This window comes from Herbiconiux liukaitaii, assembly GCF_041927495.1.
Taxonomy (GTDB): domain Bacteria; phylum Actinomycetota; class Actinomycetes; order Actinomycetales; family Microbacteriaceae; genus Herbiconiux; species Herbiconiux liukaitaii.
This window is the reverse complement of the sequence record NZ_JBHFHG010000004.1, coordinates 185,961-204,809: the sequence shown is the minus strand read 5'-3', so window position 1 is coordinate 204,809 and position 18,849 is coordinate 185,961. Positions and strand designations below refer to the sequence as shown.

General features: G+C 68.9%; 17 protein-coding genes and 1 pseudogene. 9 read left to right on the top strand and 9 right to left on the bottom strand.

Features of this window, described 5'->3' with window-relative positions; translation table 11 throughout:
- Positions 1 to 8 precede the first annotated feature (8 nt).
- The 6 genes and pseudogenes from ACEXQC_RS08630 to rpsF all read right to left on the bottom strand — a co-directional run.
- A complete protein-coding gene (locus ACEXQC_RS08630; protein ID WP_374820470.1) occupies positions 9 to 239 on the bottom strand; it encodes a hypothetical protein in 231 nt (76 codons plus the stop codon).
- Between the two features lie 75 nt (positions 240 to 314).
- The gene (dnaB, locus tag ACEXQC_RS08625) at positions 315 to 1,754 is read right to left on the bottom strand and encodes a replicative DNA helicase (protein WP_374820468.1); all 1,440 of its coding nucleotides are present in this window, start codon (positions 1,752 to 1,754) and stop codon (positions 315 to 317) included.
- 358 nt (positions 1,755 to 2,112) lie between these two features.
- Positions 2,113 to 2,565: a 50S ribosomal protein L9 gene (rplI, locus tag ACEXQC_RS08620; protein WP_374820466.1), complete on the bottom strand. Its 453-nt coding sequence runs from the start codon at positions 2,563 to 2,565 to the stop codon at positions 2,113 to 2,115.
- A gap of 11 nt (positions 2,566 to 2,576) precedes the next feature.
- Complete coding sequence (gene rpsR / locus ACEXQC_RS08615; protein WP_022895757.1) at positions 2,577 to 2,840, bottom strand: 30S ribosomal protein S18; 264 nt, start codon at positions 2,838 to 2,840, stop codon at positions 2,577 to 2,579.
- Between the two features lie 32 nt (positions 2,841 to 2,872).
- Positions 2,873 to 3,427, bottom strand: coding sequence for a single-stranded DNA-binding protein (locus tag ACEXQC_RS08610; protein WP_374820463.1), 555 nt, complete (start codon positions 3,425 to 3,427; stop codon positions 2,873 to 2,875).
- Between the two features lie 147 nt (positions 3,428 to 3,574).
- Positions 3,575 to 3,919 (bottom strand): annotated as a pseudogene (gene rpsF / locus ACEXQC_RS08605) (30S ribosomal protein S6); the annotation flags it as partial.
- A gap of 183 nt (positions 3,920 to 4,102) precedes the next feature.
- Here rpsF and ACEXQC_RS08600 point away from each other — a divergent pair.
- The 3 genes from ACEXQC_RS08600 to ACEXQC_RS08590 all read left to right on the top strand — a co-directional run bounded on the left by ACEXQC_RS08600 (position 4,103) and on the right by ACEXQC_RS08590 (position 7,282).
- The gene (locus ACEXQC_RS08600; RefSeq protein WP_374820461.1) at positions 4,103 to 5,326 is read left to right on the top strand and encodes a glycosyltransferase; all 1,224 of its coding nucleotides are present in this window, start codon (positions 4,103 to 4,105) and stop codon (positions 5,324 to 5,326) included.
- Between the two features lie 9 nt (positions 5,327 to 5,335).
- Positions 5,336 to 6,124, top strand: coding sequence for a PIG-L family deacetylase (locus ACEXQC_RS08595; protein WP_374820460.1), 789 nt, complete (start codon positions 5,336 to 5,338; stop codon positions 6,122 to 6,124).
- Positions 6,125 to 6,202: 78 nt separating this feature from the next.
- The gene (locus tag ACEXQC_RS08590; protein ID WP_374820459.1) at positions 6,203 to 7,282 is read left to right on the top strand and encodes an inositol-3-phosphate synthase; all 1,080 of its coding nucleotides are present in this window, start codon (positions 6,203 to 6,205) and stop codon (positions 7,280 to 7,282) included.
- Here the strand turns inward: ACEXQC_RS08590 and ACEXQC_RS08585 are convergent.
- A complete protein-coding gene (locus tag ACEXQC_RS08585; protein ID WP_374820457.1) occupies positions 7,275 to 8,720 on the bottom strand; it encodes a CCA tRNA nucleotidyltransferase in 1,446 nt (481 codons plus the stop codon). The two genes, ACEXQC_RS08590 and ACEXQC_RS08585, sit on opposite strands and share 8 nt — an antisense overlap.
- A 111-nt stretch (positions 8,721 to 8,831) precedes the next feature.
- On the opposite strand from ACEXQC_RS08585, the gene ACEXQC_RS08580 reads away from it, so the two are divergent.
- From ACEXQC_RS08580 to ACEXQC_RS08555, 6 genes are all read left to right on the top strand, one after another.
- Positions 8,832 to 11,144, top strand: coding sequence for a DUF6049 family protein (locus tag ACEXQC_RS08580; RefSeq protein ID WP_374820455.1), 2,313 nt, complete (start codon positions 8,832 to 8,834; stop codon positions 11,142 to 11,144).
- Positions 11,137 to 12,777: a murein biosynthesis integral membrane protein MurJ gene (murJ, locus tag ACEXQC_RS08575; RefSeq protein ID WP_374820453.1), complete on the top strand. Its 1,641-nt coding sequence runs from the start codon at positions 11,137 to 11,139 to the stop codon at positions 12,775 to 12,777. The genes ACEXQC_RS08580 and murJ overlap by 8 nt, the downstream gene beginning before the upstream one ends.
- Positions 12,778 to 12,897: 120 nt before the next feature.
- Positions 12,898 to 13,887, top strand: coding sequence for a thioredoxin-disulfide reductase (gene trxB, locus ACEXQC_RS08570; protein ID WP_374820451.1), 990 nt, complete (start codon positions 12,898 to 12,900; stop codon positions 13,885 to 13,887).
- A gap of 46 nt (positions 13,888 to 13,933) precedes the next feature.
- Positions 13,934 to 14,257 carry a thioredoxin gene (gene trxA / locus ACEXQC_RS08565; protein WP_374820449.1) on the top strand — a complete coding sequence of 108 codons (324 nt, stop codon included), beginning with the start codon at positions 13,934 to 13,936 and terminating at the stop codon, positions 14,255 to 14,257.
- 97 nt (positions 14,258 to 14,354) lie between these two features.
- Entirely contained in the window at positions 14,355 to 15,680 is a 1,326-nt protein-coding gene (locus tag ACEXQC_RS08560) for an aminotransferase-like domain-containing protein (protein ID WP_374820447.1), read from the top strand.
- An 11-nt stretch (positions 15,681 to 15,691) separates the two neighbouring features.
- Positions 15,692 to 16,678: a D-alanine--D-alanine ligase family protein gene (locus tag ACEXQC_RS08555; RefSeq protein ID WP_374820445.1), complete on the top strand. Its 987-nt coding sequence runs from the start codon at positions 15,692 to 15,694 to the stop codon at positions 16,676 to 16,678.
- Between the two features lie 113 nt (positions 16,679 to 16,791).
- Here the strand turns inward: ACEXQC_RS08555 and ACEXQC_RS08550 are convergent, their stop codons facing one another.
- Together ACEXQC_RS08550 and ACEXQC_RS08545 are read right to left on the bottom strand one after the other, a co-directional pair.
- Positions 16,792 to 17,844, bottom strand: coding sequence for a ParB/RepB/Spo0J family partition protein (locus tag ACEXQC_RS08550; RefSeq protein WP_374820443.1), 1,053 nt, complete (start codon positions 17,842 to 17,844; stop codon positions 16,792 to 16,794).
- Positions 17,834 to 18,784, bottom strand: a complete 951-nt coding sequence (locus tag ACEXQC_RS08545) for a ParA family protein (RefSeq protein WP_374820441.1) — start codon at positions 18,782 to 18,784, stop codon at positions 17,834 to 17,836. Before ACEXQC_RS08545 ends, ACEXQC_RS08550 begins: the two co-directional genes overlap by 11 nt.
- Between the last annotated feature and the right edge of the window lie 65 nt (positions 18,785 to 18,849).

The window sequence follows — 18,849 nt, the reverse complement described above, 5'->3', positions numbered from 1 at the left end:
TTTCGGCCTCAGGGGAGGTCGGTGGGGGAGCGGCGGGCTATGGCTCGGGGGGCGATCCAGAAGAGGGCGATGGTGCCGATGACGGCTCGGAGGAAGGCGAAGAGGAGCACCCACCAGCCGGCGCCGTCGCCCGCCACGAGGTAGCCGACGCCGACCACGAGCAGCACCGCATCGAGCACGTACGGCACCCTGAGCCAGAAGAGCAGCCGCGCGGTGGGGTCGATCCCGGTGACAGGCATGACCCCACGCTACGCTCCCCACCGATGGCGGCCCCGCTGAGGTCGGCGGGGATCCGGTCAGGCAGGGGCGGGATGCTAGGCCGGGGGCATGTCGGCGAAGCGGGAGAAGTGCCCGTGGAAGCCTACGGTGATGGTGGCGGTGGGGCCGTTGCGGTGCTTGGCCACGATGAAGTCGGCCTCGCCCGCCCGCGGGTTGTCTTTCTCGTAGGCGCCCTCGCGGTGGAGGAGGATGACCATGTCGGCGTCCTGCTCGAGCGAACCCGACTCGCGGAGGTCGCTGATGGCGGGCTTCTTGTCCGACCGCTGCTCGGGGCCACGGTTGAGCTGCGAGAGGGCGATGACAGGCACCTGCAGCTCCTTCGCCATGAGCTTGAGCGCACGCGAGAACTCCGAGACCTCCTGCTGGCGGCTCTCGACCTTCTTGCCCGAGGTCATGAGCTGCAGGTAGTCGATGACCACGAGCTTGAGGCCCACCTTCTGCTTGAGCCGCCGGCACTTGGAGCGGATCTCGACGAGCGTCATGTTGGGGCTGTCGTCGATGTAGAACGGGGCGTCGTTGATGCGGCCTCGGGTCGACGCCAGCGTCGTCCAGTCCCGGCCCTCGATGCGGCCCTTGCGCATGCTCTGCAGGGGCACCGAGGCCTCGGCCGAGAGCAGTCTCATGGCGATCTCCGAGCGCCCCATCTCGAGCGAGAAGAAGATCGACGGCATGTCGTTCTTGATCGAGGCTGCCCGGCAGAAGTCGAGCGCGAGCGTCGACTTACCGAGGGCCGGTCGCGCGGCCACGATGATCATCTGCCCGGGGTGGAATCCGTTCGTGAGGTTGTCGAGATCCGCGAACCCCGTGGGCACACCCGTGAGCGAGCCGTCTTTGCCCGCTGCCGCCTCGATCTCGTCGATCGCGGCCGTGACGGCGATGTTGAGCGGCACGTAGTCCTCGACCTCGACGCCGCCGTTGACCGAGTAGATCTCGGCCTGCGCGTTGTTGACGAGATCGGTGACCTCGCCCTCGCTCGCGTAGCCCATCTGCACGATGCGCGTTCCGGCCTCCACGAGTCGCCGCAGCACGGCCTTCTCGGCCACGATCTGCGCGTAGTACCCGGCGTTCGCCGCCGTGGGCACGAGCGAGGTGAGCGTGTGCAGGTACTCGGCCCCGCCGGCACGTGACAGCTCGCCCGACTTGGTGAGCTCGTCGGTGACCGCGATCACGTCGGTGGGCTCACCGTGCGAGTAGAGGTTGAGGATGGCCTCGAAGATGACCTCGTGCTTGGGGATGTAGAAGTCGATCGAGCGCATGACCTCCACCACGTCGGCCACGGCGTCTTTGCTCAGCAGCATGCCGCCCAGGGCGCTCTGCTCGGCCAGCAGGTCGTGCGGGGGAGTGCGCTCACCTGCACGCGGCTGACGCTCGCCACCGCGATCTCCGCCACGGTCGCCCCCACGATCGCTCGGCCCCCATTCGCCGCCGCGATCGCTCGGTCCGTCACCAGCGAGACCAAGGTGGGCAATCGACACGTCTACTCCTCATCTGCTGCGCCGCGAAGGCGCAGGATCCGCTGCGAGCCCATCCGACCACTCGCCACCGACACCGCACAAACGGCCCTGTGGATAACGTTGTGGAACAGTTGCGCGAAACGCCGGGGGCCTTGTGCGAAAGCTGTGCACTAGAGTGTGGATAACTTCTGGGGATAAGCCTGAAAAGAGCCCCTGACCAGCCACAAGAACATTCCACACTCTGTGAGTGGAGACATCCTTCGACCCCCACTTGAGTGTTGTGGATCCACGCCAGACCTGTGTATAGATCTGGGGAGAATCGGGCATCGAAAAGGGGTGCCGAGTGCAGAAAGCACTTGACACCCCTCGACGAAGAGCCCTACTTTGCTGCGACCACCTGAAGCGAGATCGTCGCTGAGAGGTCATCGCGCAGTCGCACGGTGGCCTCGTGGTTGCCGACGACCTTGATGGCCACCGGGATCTCGATCTTGCGCTTGTCGAGCGATCCGATGCCGGCCGCAGACACCGCGTTGGCGATGTCCGCGGTCTTCACGGAGCCGAACAGGCGACCGCCCTCGCCCGCCTTGATGGCGAGCTTGACGACGGCGTTCTCGAGGGTCTGCTTGAGGTGCTGGGCCTCTTCGACCGTGGCGAGCTCACGCGCGGTGCGTGCTGCCTTGATCGATTCGACCTGCTTCTCGCCACCGCGGCTCCACGCCACGGCGAAGCCCTTGGGGATGAGGTAGTTGCGGGCGAAGCCGTTCTTGACCTCGACGACATCGCCGGGGGTTCCGAGACCGGTCACCTCGTGGGTGAGGATGAGTTTCGACATTGTGCTGCTCCTTAACGGCCAGAGCCGGCGTAGGGCAGAAGTGCCATTTCGCGGGCGTTCTTGACGGCACGGGCGATGAGGCGCTGCTCCTGGACGGAGACTCCCGTGATACGGCGGGCGCGGATCTTTCCACGCTCCGAGATGAACTTGCGGAGGGTCGCGACGTCTTTGTAGTCGATGACCCCGACGCGGATGGACTTCGCGGGAGCGGCGTTCTTCGCGCCCTTTGCGCCGCGGAGCGGCTTGCGGCGGTCGCCGCTTGACTTTCCAGCCATGGTTGGATTCCTGTTCTAGAAGAAGAGAAGTATCAGAAGGGGGTGTCGTCGGAGTAGCTGCCCGGAGTGTTCCAGACGTCGCCACCACCGTTCGCACCCGCGGAGGAGGGAGCAGAGGCTGCCCACGGCTCATCGGAGGACTGACCACCGCGGTTGCCGCCGTTGACGGCACCGCCGTTGCCGCCGCCGCCGAACGATCCGCCACCGCCACCGGCGCCACCACTGGTGGCACGGGTGACCTGAGCGGTCGAGTAGCGGAGCGAGGGGCCGATCTCATCGACCTCGAGCTCGATCGAGGTGCGCTTCTCGCCCTCTTTCGTCTCGTAGGAGCGCTGACGGAGGCGACCGGTCGCGACGACCCGCATGCCCTTGGTCAGCGAACCGGCCACGTGCTCCGCGAACTCGCGCCACACCGACGCCCGGAGGAACAGCGCTTCGCCGTCCTTCCAGTCGTTCGACGCGCGGTCGAAGGTGCGGGGCGTCGAGGCGATCGTGAAGTTCGCGACCGCGAGCCCGTTCTGCGTGTAGCGCAGCTCAGGATCGGCGGTGAGGTTGCCCACCACGGTGATGACGGTTTCGCCGGCCATGACGGACTACTCGCTCGCCTCGGCCTTGGCAGCGGGCTTCGACTCGGTGGTCTCGGCCTTCGCGGCGGGCTTCGACGCGGCGGCCTTGACGGCAGCAGCGGGAGCGGCGGAGCTCGCAGCACCTGCAGGAGCGGAGCTCGCTGCGGGGGCGGCCTTGGTGTTGGCGGCCTTGCGGGCGGCCTTCTCCTCGGCGAGCTTCGTGGCGGCGGCGACCTGGGCGATCGCTTCTTCGGCACGTAGCACCTTGGTGCGCATGACGGCCTCCGACAGCTTCAGCTGACGGTCGAGCTCCTTGGTGGCGTCGGCGTTCGAGGTGAGCTTCACCACGGCGTAGATGCCTTCGGTCTTCTTGTTGATCTCGTAGGCGAGGCGACGACGGCCCCAGATGTCGACGTTGTCCACGGTGCCGCCATCGTTGCGGATGACGTTGAGGAACTTGTCGAGGCTAGGGGCCACGGTGCGCTCGTCGATCTCTGGATCGAGGATGACCATGAGTTCGTACTGATGCGTCACAAACCCACCTCCTTCGGACTAGAACGGCCACAGACTCTCTGTGACAGGAGGGTTATGCATCGGTCCCGCGGCCGCGTGGAGAATTCCACTGGACACAGGACAACCTTCGAAGCCTACCAGACGAGGGCCTCCGGCGAAGAGGAGATGTGTGAGGGTGGGAGTGTGAGCCTCCGCATCGCCCTCGTCTCGCTGCACACCTCGCCGCTCGCGCGGCCGGGTGCAGGGGACGCCGGTGGCATGAACGTCTACCTCGTGGGGCTCGCCGAGGCCCTGGCCGAGGCGGGTGCCGAGGTCGAGCTCCTCACGCGGGATGCGGGGGAGGGGGCGTCGACGGATGCGCGCACGCCGGGCGGTGTGCCGGTGCGCGCTCTGCGGGCGGGGCCCCGCGCATCCGTGCCAAAGGGGGAACTGCCCTCCCTCGCGCCGGCCTTCGCGCGCGAGCTCGAGCGCCTGCCCCCCTTCGACGTGGTGCACTCCCACTACTGGCTCTCGGGCCTCGCCGGTCTCCCCGCGGCGACGGACTGGAACGCACCCCACGTGCTGAGCCTGCACACGGTCGCCGCACTCAAGAACGAGCGGCTGGCCCCGGGCGACGCTCCCGAGCCGCCGTTGCGGCTCGACGGCGAGCGGATGCTCGTGCGGGCTTCGGCGCACACGGTCACCGCCACGGAGGCGGAGCGCCTAGCGGTCATCGCGGCCGCCGGCCTCACCGGGGAGGAGGAGTCTCGCGTGGTGGTCGTCCCGCCTGGTGTGGACACCCACCTCTTCCATCCGGCGGAAGGCGCCGGTGAAGACGGAGACGGAGACCAAGGCCAGGCGGATGCTCCCCCTTACGTGCTCGTGCTCGCGCGCATCCAGCCCCTCAAGGGCGTCGAGCTCGCGATCGAGGCCGTCTCCGCACTGCCGGGGCTGCGGCTCGTGATCGCCGGGGGCACGAGCCCCGGCCACGACGGCTACGCCGCGGCCCTCCGCGATCTCGCCCTGCGGCACGGCCTCGCCGACCGCGTGGAGTTCCTGTCCGCGATGTCGCGTGCACGCACGGCCGAGCTGCTGCGCGGGGCGGCGCTCCTGCTCGTGCCGTCGCACTCCGAGACGTTCGGACTCGTGGCCCTCGAGGCGGCGGCCAGCGGCACGCCCGTGGTGGCCTCCGCGGCGGCCGGGCTCGCCGAGTCGGTGGCCGACGGCGTGAGCGGCGTGCTGCTCCCGGATCGGGACCCTCACCGCTGGGCTCAAGCCATCGCGGCGCTGCTCGCCGACCCCGCGCGACTCCGCACCCTAGGTGCCACGGCGGTGGATCACGCGCGCTCGCACTCCTGGAGGGCCACGGCCGAACGCCACCTCGATCTCTACGAGCGCTCGGTCCGCTCCCAGCACGCATCCGAGTAGGGTTCGGGGGTGACCGGCCCCCTCGACGCCTTCGGCGACGCCCCCTTCTTCGTGCACGCGCATCCGGATGACGAGTCCATCTCCACCGGGGGAGCCATCGCGGCCCTCGTGGCCCGCGGTGCGTCGGTGACGATCATCACGGGCACCAGGGGCGAACGCGGCGAGGTCGTCGCGGGAGATCTCGCGCCGCTCGAGGGCACGGCTGAGCTCGCCCCGCACCGGATGATCGAGCTCGAGAACGCCCTCGAGGCGCTCGGGGGACCGCACCACGTCTTCCTCGGCACCTCTCCCGCCAGGGCACCCGGCGCGGCGGATCGTCTGTATTCCGATTCCGGCATGCAGTGGGGCGACGACGGATTCGCGGAGCCGGCGGCCGATGCGGCACCGGATGCACTCAGCACGGCGCCCCTGGCCGACGTGGTGGCCGACCTGCACACCGCCGTGCGCGACGAGCACGGTCACCTGCTCGCCAGCGCCCTCGTGAGCTACGACGCCCGAGGCGGCTACGGTCATCCGGATCACGTGCGCATTCACGACGCGGCCCGCGAGGTCGCGCGCCTCACAGGGCTGCCGTTCTTCGCGATCGTCGAGCCGCGCGTGCTTCCGGAGGGCGGAGGCGCCGGCGGCGGCCAGGTCGAGGAGTTCACGATCCGCCTCACCCCCGAGCTGCTCGCGGCCAAGACCGCGGCCATGGCCGCCCACCGCAGCCAGCTCACGATCGAGCCCACCGCCTTCACCCTCAGCGGCGGCCAGACCCACCCCATCCCGACCCTCGAACGGTTCCGCCGCCTCGCCTGAGCAGCCTCACGGCTTGCACCCGAGCGCACCCGGATAAGATCGTTCAGTTCTGTATACAAACGAAGAGAGCTGCACCGCATGAGCATCAAGGTCGCCATCGCCGGAGTCGGCAACTGCGCGAACTCACTGATCCAGGGCGTCACGTACTACGCCGACGCCGCGGAGGACGAGGCCATCCCCGGGCTCATGCACGCCCGCTTCGGCCCGTTCCACGTGCGCGACATCGAGTTCGTGGCCGCGTTCGACGTCGACGCCGAGAAGGTCGGTGCCGATCTGGCCGACGCCATCTGGGCGAGCGAGAACAACACTCTCAAGTTCGCCGACGTCGCGCCCACGGGCGTGACCGTGCAGCGCGGCCCCACCCTCGACGGTCTCGGCGAGTACTACGTCGACATGATCGAGGAGTCGACGGCCGAGCCCGTCGACGTGGCGGCGGCGCTCCGCGAGAGCGGCGCCGAGGTGCTCGTCTGCTACCTCCCCGTGGGGTCGGACGACGCGGCCAAGCACTACGCGCAGGCGGCACTGGATGCCGGGGTCGCCTTCGTCAACGCGATCCCCGTGTTCATCGCCTCCGACCCCGTGTGGGCGGCCAAGTTCGAAGCGGCCGGCCTGCCGATCGTGGGCGACGACATCAAGAGCCAGGTGGGCGCCACCATCACCCACCGCGTGCTCGCCCGCCTGCTCGAGAGCCGCGGCATCAAGCTCGACCACACGTACCAGCTCAACGTGGGCGGCAACATGGACTTCAAGAACATGCTCGAGCGGCGTCGCCTCGACTCCAAGAAGGTCTCGAAGACCCAGGCTGTGACCTCCAACATCGACGTCGACCTGCCCGCCGGCGACGTGCACATCGGCCCGAGCGACCACGTGCCGTGGCTCAACGACCGCAAGTTCGCGTTCGTGCGCCTCGAGGGTCACGGTTTCGGCGGTGCCCCCATGAGCCTCGAGTACAAGCTCGAGGTGTGGGATTCGCCCAACTCGGCGGGTGTCATCATCGATGCGGTGCGCGCGGCCAAGCTCGCGCTCGACGCAGGTCTCGGCGGCCCCGTGGAGTCGGCGAGCGCCTACTTCATGAAGTCGCCGTCGAAGCAGCTGCCCGACGACGTGGCCCGCGCCGCGCTCGAGGAGTTCATCGCGGCCAACACGCCCGCTAGCTGACCTGACCCGATCCGTCCCGCGCCGCCCACCAGGCGCGCAGGCGCTCCTCGGCGACCTCGCGGGGCAGCGGCCCCTCGTCGAGCCGCAGCTCGAGCAGGAACGCCCGCGCCTGGCCCACCTCGCGCCCCGGCGTGAGGCCCAGGATGGCCATGATCTCCTCGCCGTCGAGATCGGGGCGCACCGAGTCCATCTCCTCCTGGGCGGCGAGGGTCGCGATGCGCTCCTCAAGGTCGTCGTAGGCGAAGGAGAGCTGGTCGGCCTTCCGCCGGTTGCGCGTGGTCACGTCGGCCCTGGTGAGGATGTGCAGCCGCTCGAGCTGGTCTCCCGCGTCGCGCACGTAGCGGCGCACCGCGGAATCGGTCCACGCCCCGTCGGTGTAGCCGAAGAACCGCAAGTGCAGTTCGATCAGGCGCGAGACCGCGGCGATCGTGTCGTTGTCGAAGCGCAGCGCCCTCAGCCGCTTGCGGGCGAGCTTGGCGCCCACGACGTCGTGGTGGTGGAACGAGACCTGCCCGCCCGGCTCGTTGCGCTTGGTGGCGGGCTTACCGATGTCGTGCAGCAGGGCCGCGAGCCGCAGCACGAGGTCGGGGGAGGGGGAGGTCTCACGCGACTTCTCGAGGTCGATCGCCTGCTCGAGCACCGTGAGGCTGTGCTGGTACACGTCCTTGTGATGGTGGTGCTCGTCGCTCTCGAGCTGCAGCGCGGGGATCTCGGGGATGATGAGCTCGGCCAGCCCGCTCTCGACGAGCAGCTCCACACCGCGCCGGGGCGCATCCGTTCTGAGCAGCTTCGACAGCTCGTCGTTGATGCGCTCGACCGAGATGATCGAGATCGAGTCGCGCATCTCGGTGATGGCGATCGCGGCGTCGACCGCCACCGTGAACCCCAGCTGGGCGGTGAAGCGGATGGCGCGCAGCATGCGCAGCGGGTCGTCTCCGAACGACACCTCGGGCGTGCCGGGGGTGCGCAGCACACCGGCGATGAGGTCGTCCATGCCCCCTGACGGGTCGACGAGCTTGAGCTCGGGCACCCGCAGCGCCATGGCGTTGATCGTGAAATCGCGGCGCAGCAGGTCGCCCTCGAGGGTGTCGCCGAACTCCACGGCGGGCTTCCTCGTGGTGTGGTCGTAGCTGTCGGACCGGTAGGTCGTGATCTCCACGGTCTCACCGTCGATGCGCGCGGCGATCGTGCCGAACGCGCGCCCCACATCCCACTGCGCCTGCGAGAGGGGCGTGACGATGGCGAGGATCTGGTCGGGCGTCGCATCCGTCGTGAAATCGAGATCCGTGATGGGGCGGCCGAGGAAGGCGTCGCGCACGGGCCCACCCACGAGGGCGAGCTCGTGCCCGGCGGCGGCGAAGGCCTCGGCGAGCACCCGCACGGGGCCGGCGGAGGCGAGCTCGGCCAGGAAATCGAGGGACTGCTGAACGGGCTGCACCGCCTCATTTTAGCCGGGGCCCACGGAGGGGCTCGCGCTTCTTCCAGGCCACCTCTCCTACAATCGGCAGTACGGACGGCACCGCCACCGAGCATCCGCCCGCTCATCACTATGTACTCACCTGCGCGACGACTCTCTCGAGGTGCGCCCGCGATCGCAGCCACCGCGCTCATCGCCGGTGCTCTGCTGGCGACCCCCACGGCGGCGTCCGCGACGGCCTCGACGGCGTTCTCGACGACGGCCTCGACGGTCTCGACGGTGTCGCCGGCCACCGCGCCCGTGGTGCCGGAGGAGGCCTCCGCGGTCTCCCTCTCCGTGGCCCCGGCGTCGAACGGCGTCGTGGGGGCCGGCGGCGACCTCGTGGTGACCATCGAGGTCACGAACAGCGGCACCGCGACCCTCGCCGAGGGCGCGCTCGAGGTCGGTCTCGACGACACCGCGTTCTCGAACGGCACCGAGCTCACGAGCTGGCTCGGCACCGACGACGGGGGCACCGCGGCAGACCCTGAAGCGGATGCCGCAGACACCACCGACTCCATCGCGAGCGGCACCACCCCTACCCTCGCCCCCGGCGCCGCCCACTCCGTGCAGCTCACCGTGCCGGCCGCCCAGCTGAGCGGAGAGACCGGTGTGCACGGCCTCGACGCCCAGCTCGTGGTCGCGGGCGCCCTGGTGGCCGAGGCGCGCTCCTCGATCGTCGTCGACGACGGATCGATCGCCTCGAGCGGCGTGGCCGGCGTCACGGTCATCGCCCCCCTCACCTCCGTGGCCTCCACCACGGGGCTGATCCAGTCGGCCGCGCTCGAGGCGTTCACCAACGATTCCGGGCTGCTCACCCGCGAGCTGGATGCGCTCGTCGGGCGACCCGTGACCATCGCGATCGATCCGCGCATCATCGTGTCGATCCGCGTGCTGGGAAGCTCGGCCCCCGCGTCGGCGGTCGAGTGGCTCGATCGGCTCGCGGATGCGCCGAACCCGATCATCCCGCTCACCTTCGGCGACTCCGACATCAGCGGCGAGCACCAGGCCGGGGCCTCCGCCGTGCTGACCCCCACCTCGTTCGAGTACGCCCTCGATGCCGCCGACTTCACCGCGGGCACCACGGGCGACGGATCGGACGAGCCCGCGGGTGCCGAGACCCCGGGGGCCACCCCCTCGCCGAGCGCCACCCCCACCGACGATCCCGAGCCCACGACCCCCACGGTGCCCACCCTCGAGCAGCTGCTCGACTGGGACTACACCACCACCTCGGTGGCCTGGCCCCGGGCGGAGAGCGTCATCTCGTCGGATCTCGCTTGGTTCGGCGCCTCGGGGCTCACCACTACTATCCTCGACTCCCGCCAGCTCGTGTCGGCCGAGGCGGATGCGGTGGCCGGCGACTCCCTGCCCGCCGTGGTCTCCGCGGGGGACCAGAAGGCACTCGTGGCAGAGCACTCCGTCTCGGCGGCACTGCAGGGCGCCCTCGCGGCTCCCACCGACACCGCACGCGCCGAGTCGCTCGCCGAGCTCAGCTCCGCGCTCGCCCTGGTGAGCTCCGCCGGCACTGGTGGCGCCGAGTCCGGTGCCGCCGACGGATCCACCCGTCCCGTGCTCGCCGTGCTCGACCGCACGAACCTCGACCTCTCGCAGCTCGACCAGACGCTCGACGCCCTCCAGTCCCTGCCCTGGGCCACCCCCTCCCCGCTGCAGCCGCTGCTCGACACCGCGCCCACCACCCCCGCCACCGTGGTCGACGCCCCCCAGCCCGCTGAGCGCGTCGAGAGCATCGCCCGCCTGCTCGCCTCCTCGACCAGCATCGACTCCTTCTCCTCGCTGCTCACCGACCCTCAGCAGCTCACCGGTGCCGATCGCGCCGATCTGCTGGCCCTCATCTCGAACTCCTGGACCACCAACGACGGCGGGTGGAACGTAGCGGTCGACGCGAGTGTGGAGGCCTCGTCGACCACTCTCGGCTCGGTGCAGGTGGTCGAGGGCTCCAACATCAACCTGCTCTCGAACCAGTCCGCGCTGCCCATCACGCTCAGCAACGAGCTGCCCTACCCCGTCACGGTCGTGGTGCAGGTCACGCCTTCCAACGGTCGGCTCGTGGTCGACACCACCCGCACCGAGGTCACCATCGAGGCGTCCTCCCGGCGCGGCACGCAAGTGCCCGTCACGGCCGTGGCCAACGGATCGGTGACCCTCACCATCCAGCTGCTGAGCCCCACCGGCGTCGTCGTCTCGGCACCGTCGCCCGTGCAGGTGAACGTGAGCGCCGAGTGGGAGACCCTCGGCACCGTGCTCATCGCCGTGCTGGCGGTGCTCGTCTTCGGCGGCGGACTGGCGCGCAACATCCTGCGCCGCCGCAAGCGGGCACGAGAGACACCTGCGGCAGAGACACCTGTCGCAGGCACTCCCGAGGCAGAGACGACCCCAGGTGGCTGAGGGCGGCATCGGCCGTGCGAGCGCCCTGCTCGCGTCGGGGACGATGGTCTCCCGCATCCTCGGCTTCGTCAAGGCGATCGTGCTCGTGCAGACGATCGGCGCGTTCAGCCTCGGCGGCAACGCCTTCGCGATCGCCAACCAGCTGCCGAACACCATCTTCGTGATCGTGGCGGGCGGCATGCTCAACGCCGTGCTCGTGCCGCAGATCGTGAGGGCGTCCTCGCACGCCGATGGCGGCAGCGGCTACATCAACAAGCTCGTCACGCTGGCCCTCACGGTGCTCGCGGGCGCCGCGATCATCGCGACTCTCCTGGCGCCCGTGCTCGTGCGGGTGGTGGCCGGGCTGGCCGGTGAGACGCCCAAATCCGTGCTCGACCTGGCCGCATCCTTCGCCTACTGGACCCTGCCGCTGATCTTCTTCTACGGCCTGTACTCCGTGCTCGGCGAGGTGCTCAACGCCCGCCGTTCGTTCGGCCCCTTCACGTGGGCGCCGGTGCTCAACAACATCGTGGCGATCCTCGGCCTCATCGGGTTCAACCTGCTCTTCGCGCCCACGGCCGCCGGCGTCGACTCCATCGCCTACTGGACGCCGGACAAGGTGGCCTGGCTCGCCGGCACCGCCACCCTCGGCGTTGCCGTGCAGGCACTCATCCTGTTCGCGTTCTGGCGACGGATCGGCCTCCGCTACCGCCCCGACTTCCGCTGGCGGGGTGTGGGGCTCGGCCGCACCGGCCGCATCGCCGGCTGGACCTTCGGCATGCTCGCCGCAACCCAGATCGCCGGCCTCGTGGAGACCAACGTGGTGGCCACCGCCGCGGGGGGCGGTGACGCCTCGACGGCCGTGCTCACCAACAGCTGGCTGGTGTTCATGCTGCCGCACTCGATCGTGGCGGTCTCGGTGGCCACGGCCTACTTCACGCGCATGAGCGAGTACGCGAGCACCGAGGATCTCGCGGGTGTGCGCACCAACCTGTCGTCGTCGTTGCGCATCATCACGGCCTTCATGATGCTCGCCGCGATCGGCCTCATCATCTGCGCCTACCCGATCTCGAGCTTCTTCACCAAGACCTTCGGCGAGAGCGTCTCGATGGGCCAGGTGCTCATCGGCTTCCTCATCGGTCTCCCGGCGTTCAGCATGCTGTTCCTCATCCAGCGGGCGTTCTACGCGCTCAGCGACACCCGCACCCCGTTCTTCATCACGGTGTTCCAGGTCGTCATCTTCTCGGTGGCCGCGCTCGGCGTGCTCTTCCTCGTGCCGAAGGACCTCGTGGGTGTGGCGGTGGCTGTGGCTCTCTCGGGAGCGGGGATCCTGCAGACGCTCGTGGCAGGCATCCTCATCCGCCGGCGCCTCGGCGGTGTCGGCGGTGTCGGCGGCCGCACGGTGATGTTCAGCCTGCTGCGCTTCGTGGTGGCCGCGATCCCCTCGTTCGCCGTGGGCCTCGTGCTGGCCGGCGTGTTCGGCGTCGCCTCGCCCGACGGGTTCAGCAGCGAGTCGGTCGTGGGATCGATCGTGTCGATGGCGGTCATCGGGGTGGCCATGACGGCCGTCTACCTCGGGGTGCTGCTGCTCGTGCGCTCGCCCGAGGTGAGGGATGCGCTGCGGCCCGTGCTGGCCCGCCTCAAGCGCTCCTGAGCGCCCGCTGAGCGCCTCGCCGAGGGCCCGGTGCCGCGGAATAGCGGGCCGTTAGAATGTGTTGTATCGGCAGTGAGCGCACTTCCGGTGCACCCACCACCATCCCTCAGGAGTCACCACATGCGCGAGATCATCATCATCGGCTCAGGCCCCGCGGGCCTCACGGCGGCCATCTACGCTGCCAGGGCCGGTCTCTCCCCGCTGCTGCTCGCCTCGAGCGTCGAAGCGGGCGGCGAGCTCATGAACACCACCGAGGTCGAGAACTTCCCGGGCTTCCCGGAGGGCATCCAGGGCCCCGAACTCATGATGAAGCTGCAGGAGCAGGCCGAGAAGTTCGGCACCGAGGTCATCCTCGACGACGTCACGAAGCTCGATCTCACGAGTGAGGTGAAGTCGGTCGAGACCGGGTACAGCGGCACCTTCGAGGCCCGCTCGGTGATCTTCGCCACCGGATCCGCGTACCGCAAGCTCGGTCTCCCCGACGAGGAGCGCCTCTCGGGCCGCGGCGTCTCGTGGTGCGCCACGTGCGACGGCTTCTTCTTCAAGACCAAGACCATCGCGGTGGTCGGCGGCGGCGACTCGGCCATGGAGGAGGCGACGTTCCTCACGCGCTTCGCCGACAAGGTCTACCTCGTGCACCGCAAGGACACGCTGCGCGCCTCGAAGATCATGCAGGAGCGCGCGTTCGCCAACGAGAAGATCGAGTTCGTCTGGAACTCCGAGGTCGTCGGCATCACGGGCGAGAACGCCGTGGAGGGTCTGTCGCTCCGCAACACGGTCGACGGCTCCACCTCGGAGCTCCCCGTGCAGGGTCTCTTCGTGGCGATCGGCAACGACCCCCGGGTGCACCTCGTGCACGGTCAGCTCGACCTCACGGTCGACGGCACGATCGCCGTCGAGGGCCGCTCGTCGAAGACCAACGTCGAGGGCGTCTTCGCCGCCGGTGACGTGATCGACCCCCAGTACCGTCAGGCCGTCACGGCCGCGGCCTCCGGAACGGTCGCAGCTCTCGACGCCGAGCACTTCCTGGCCGCGCTCGACCAGGTCGAGGATGGCGACACCGCCAAGCTCGTGGCCGCCGAGGTCGACGCGCTCGTCGCGGCCGAGTAGTCCGCCCCCCCGTTTTCCCACCGAGAACCCCACGAAAGAAGGAACGATGTCCAACGCCAAGGCAGTCTCCGACGCCAGCTTCGATGCCGACGTCCTGAAGTCCGAGAAGACCATCCTCGTCGACTTCTGGGCCGAATGGTGCGGCCCGTGTCGCGCCGTCGCCCCCATCCTCGACCAGATCGCGGCCGAGCACGGTGACAAGATCGAGATCGTCAAGCTCAACGTCGACGACAACCCGCAGACCGCCATGAAGTACCAGATCACCTCGATCCCGGCCATGAAGGTCTACAAGGGCGGCGAGGTCGTCAAGACGATCATCGGCGCCAAGCCGAAGGCGGCCCTCGAGGCCGACCTCGCAGCCTTCATCTGATCCCGATCCACACCAGTTCCACCGAAGTGGCCCGCAGCCTCAGGCGCGGGCCACTTTCGCATGTTCTACGATGGGAATTCGGTCTACGTCGGGAAGTATGTCAGTGAGCAGCCAGAACCCCCCACAGCAGTCGGGCAACAATCTCGACCCGTGGTATTCCAACTACGCAGCGCGCACCGCCGGCCTCGCGGCCTCCGAGGTGCGAGCCCTCTTCGCCGTGGCCTCCCGACCCGAGGTGGTCTCGTTGGCCGGTGGCATGCCCGCCGTCTCCGCGCTGCCGCAGGAGCTCGTGATCGAGTCGATGAACCGGGTCATGCGCGATCAGGGATCCGTGGCGCTGCAGTACGGCTCCGGCCAGGGCGTGCCCAAGCTGCGTGAGCAGATCCTCGACGTCATGGCCATGGAGGGCATCAAGGCGAGCGCCGACGACGTGGTGGTGACCACGGGGTCGCAGCACGCGCTCGAGCTGGTCTCCAAGCTCTTCCTCGATCCGGGAGACGTCGTGCTGGCCGAGGGCCCGAGCTACGTCACCGCCATCGTGATCTTCCGGTCGTTCCAGGCCGAGACCCATCACGTGGCGATGGATGAGCACGGCATGATCCCGGAGTCGCTTCGCGAGAACATCGCGCGCCTCAAGGCGGCCGGCCGTCGCATCAAGTTCCTGTACACGATCCCGTCGTTCCAGAACCCGGCCGGCGTCACCCTCTCCTGGGAGCGCCGCCTCGAGATCCTGCAGATCGCGCGCGACAACGAGATCCTCGTGCTCGAGGACAACCCCTACGGTCTGCTGCACTTCGACGCACCCCCGCCCCCCGCGCTGCGCTCGGTGGAGCAGGAGGGTGTCATCTACCTCGGCACGTTCTCCAAGACGCTAGCTCCGGGCTTCCGTGTGGGGTGGGCGCTCGCGCCGCACGCCATCCGCGAGAAGCTCATCCTCGCCAACGAAGCGGCTGTGCTCTCGCCGTCGTCCTTCAGCCAGCTCGTGGTCTCCGAGTATCTCGACACCATCGACTGGCGCGCTCAGGTCGATCGTTTCCGCGGGGTGTACCGGGAGCGAAAAGAGGCCATGATCAGCGCTTTAGGCGAGTATCTGCCGAATCTGTCGTGGACGGACCCGAACGGTGGCTTCTACGTGTGGCTCACGCTGCCGCCGTACCTCGACTCGAAGCAGATGCTGCCGCGCGCGGTGAAGGAGCTCGTGGCGTACACGCCGGGAACCGCGTTCTACGCCGATGGGGGAGGGCGCAACAACATCCGCCTCTCGTTCTGCTACCCCACGCCCGAGGCGATCCGGGTGGGCATCCGTCGCCTGCAGAACGTCATCAACGGCGAGCTCGACCTGCTCGAGACTTTCTCCGCCACCGGCCCCCTGCAGACCGCGCGCGACCGCAGCTTCTCGGCCCCGCCGCCCAACCTCGACTGAGACGAGACACCATGACCGACACCTCCTCCTCCGCTGCAGTCCCTCGCACGGTGGTCGTGCTGGCGGGTGGCATCTCGCATGAGCGCGACGTCTCGCTGCGCTCCGGCCGTCGTGTCGCCGACGCGCTGAGCGAGCGCGGGCACACCGTGGTTCTCCGCGATCCGGATGCCTCCCTGCTGCCGTACCTCGCTGAGAACCGACCCGACGTGATCTGGCCCGCGCTGCACGGCGCGAGCGGGGAGGACGGCGCGCTGCGAGCCCTCCTCGACATGCTCGCTATTCCGTACGTCGGCGCCGAGGCGAAGGCCTCCCGACTGGCCTGGCAGAAGCCGAGCTCCAAGATCATGGTGGAGCGCGCCGGGCTCGCCACACCGCGCTGGGTGACCCTGCCGCGCGACACGTTCCGTGAGCTCGGTGCCACCCAGGTGCTCTCGCTCGTGCTCGACTCCTTCGGCCCCGAGATCGTGGTCAAGCCGGCGATGGGTGGATCCGCGCTCGGTGTCGGTGTGCTGGAAGCCGCTGACGACCTGCCGCGTGCCGTGGTAGACGCGTACACCTACGGCGAGGTCGCGCTCATCGAGCAGCGAGTGCGCGGCGTCGAGGTCTCCATCGGCATCCTCGATCTCGGCGACGGGCCGTTCGCGCTGCCGGCCGTGGAGATCGAGCCGCGCTCTGGTGTCTACAGCTTCGAGGCTCGGTACAACGCGGGGGAGACGAGCTTCTACGCCCCCGCCCGCCTCGATGAAGCGACCACGGCGGCGGCTCAGGCGGCCGCCCTGACCGTCCACAAGACCCTCGGGCTGCGGCACATCTCCCGTATCGACCTCATCATCGACGCGGCGGGCACGGCGTGGTTCCTCGAGGCCAACGTGCTGCCGGGACTCACCGAGACCTCGACGGTGCCTCAGGGGATCCTGGCCGCGGGCCTCTCGCTCGGATCCGTGTATGAGCAGCTCAGTGAGGTCGCCATCGCGGGCGCCACGCCAGCGGGGGAGTGACCGCCGCAGCCGCATGCTGCACTGCAGCCACCAACGACTGAACCCGCCCTCCCCTCGTGGGACGGCGGGTTCTGTCGTTCTAAGGCCGGGGATGTTTCACGTGAAACATGGGGTCAGGAGAAGCGGGGCCCGCTCCTGGGGCGGGAGGTTCCGTATCCCTCTTCGCCGAGCTCGCTGAGGATGCGGTTCAGGTCCTCGATCGTCGCGAAGTCGATCACGATCTGGCCCTTCGCACGGCCGAGGCTCACCTTCACTCGGGTATTGAGCCGGTCGCCCAGCCGCTCCCCGATCTCGTCGAGGTGCCCGCGCTTCGTGCCCGCGGTGGTCTTCGCGCGGCCCTGCTTCGGTGCCTCGGAGGCGAGGGCTTCCGCGGCACGCACGGAGAGGTCCTCGTTCACGATCTTGTCGGCGAGCTTCGTCATGGCGTCGACATCGCCCACGGCCAGCACCGCGCGCGCGTGCCCGGCGCTCAGCACACCGGCAGCCACGCGCGACTGCACGGCCGGCGGGAGCCTCAGCAGGCGGAGCGTGTTGGTGATCTGCGGGCGGGACCGACCGATCCGCTCGGCGAGCTGGTCCTGCGTGATGCCGAAGTCGTCGAGCAGCTGCTGGTAGGCCGAGGCCTCTTCGAGCGGGTTGAGCTGCGACCGGTGGAGGTTCTCGAGCAGCGCATCGCGCAGCATGTCCTCGTCGGCGGTGTCCTTGATGACGGCCGGGATCGTGTCGAGCCCGGCCTCCTTGGTGGCCCGCAGACGCCGCTCACCCATGACGAGCTCGTAGCGCTGGGGCGCATCCTCGCCCTCGCCGCCCTCGCCCGCTTCGCGGGGGAGTTCCCGCACGATGATCGGCTGCAGCACCCCGATCTCGCGGATCGAGTGCACGAGCTCGGCTAGGTCGGCCGGATCGAACACACTGCGGGGCTGCTTGGCGTTGGGAACGATACTGTAAGGATCCAGCTGCGCGAGCCGCGCCCCGGGAACCGCGAGCAGCTGCTGCCCCTCCTCACCCGCGGGCACGCGGCTGTCGCCGACGCCGGCCCGGGTGCCGTCGGCGCGGGGAGCGTCGAAGAACACGTCCACCGGTCGCGAGCCCTCGATACGCGGAATGTCGGTGGGGATGAGGGCGCCGATGCCCCGGCCGAGTCCGGCTCTCTTCTTAGTGGCCACGCTGGGGTGCTCCTCTGTGTGCTATCTCGGCGGCTGCCTCGAGGTACGAGACAGAACCGGTGGATCCCGGATCGAAGCTGATGACGGTCTGCCCGTAACTGGGCGCTTCCGAGATTCTGACAGACCGGGGGATGACCGCGTGCAACGTCTGCTCCGGAAAGTGCGACCGCACGTCCTCGGCCACCTGGAAGGCCAAGCGTGTGCGGCCGTCGTACATGGTGAGCAGGATCGTGGAGACCGCGAGTTCGGGGTTGAGGTGCTTCTCGATCAGCTGGATGTTGGCCAGCAGCTGGCTCAGCCCCTCGAGCGCGTAGTACTCGCACTGGATGGGGATGAGCACCTCGCGTGCGGCCACGAAAGCGTTGATGGTGAGCAGTCCCAGCGAGGGAGGGCAGTCGATGAAAACATAGTGGAACGGGGTGCCCGCCTCGTCCATGGCGGTGAAGAACCGCTCGAGGCTGCCGCGCAGGCGCTGCTCGCGAGCCACCATGGGAACAAGTTCGATCTCCGCACCGGCCAGGTGGATAGTGGCGGGGAGGCAGTACAGGTTCGCGGATTCAGGGCTCTGCTGCACGATGTCGGCCATCGGCTCGTCGCGGATGAGAGCGTCGTACACGCTGGGCGTCTCACCGCGGTGGTCGATGCCGAGCGCGGTCGACGCGTTGCCCTGCGGATCCAGGTCGATCACCAGCACGCGGGCGCCCTCTCGAGCGAGCGCGGCGGCCAGGTTCACCGTGGTCGTCGTCTTGCCCACGCCGCCCTTCTGGTTCGCGACAGTGAGCACTCGCGGCGCCGACGGAAGGGGAAAGTCCAACCCGGCGAGCCTTCGCTTGCGCTGCGAGAGGTCGGCGAGCTCCCGGGCCAACGGCGTCGACGCGTCGAAGGCGGTGGGGTCACTGGTCATACGAGGAATCCTGTCGGTATGTTTCACGTGAAACATGGGGAGATGCACAGCCCGAACGGACGACTTCGATCGTACCGAACAACACTGACAGCGAGGACACG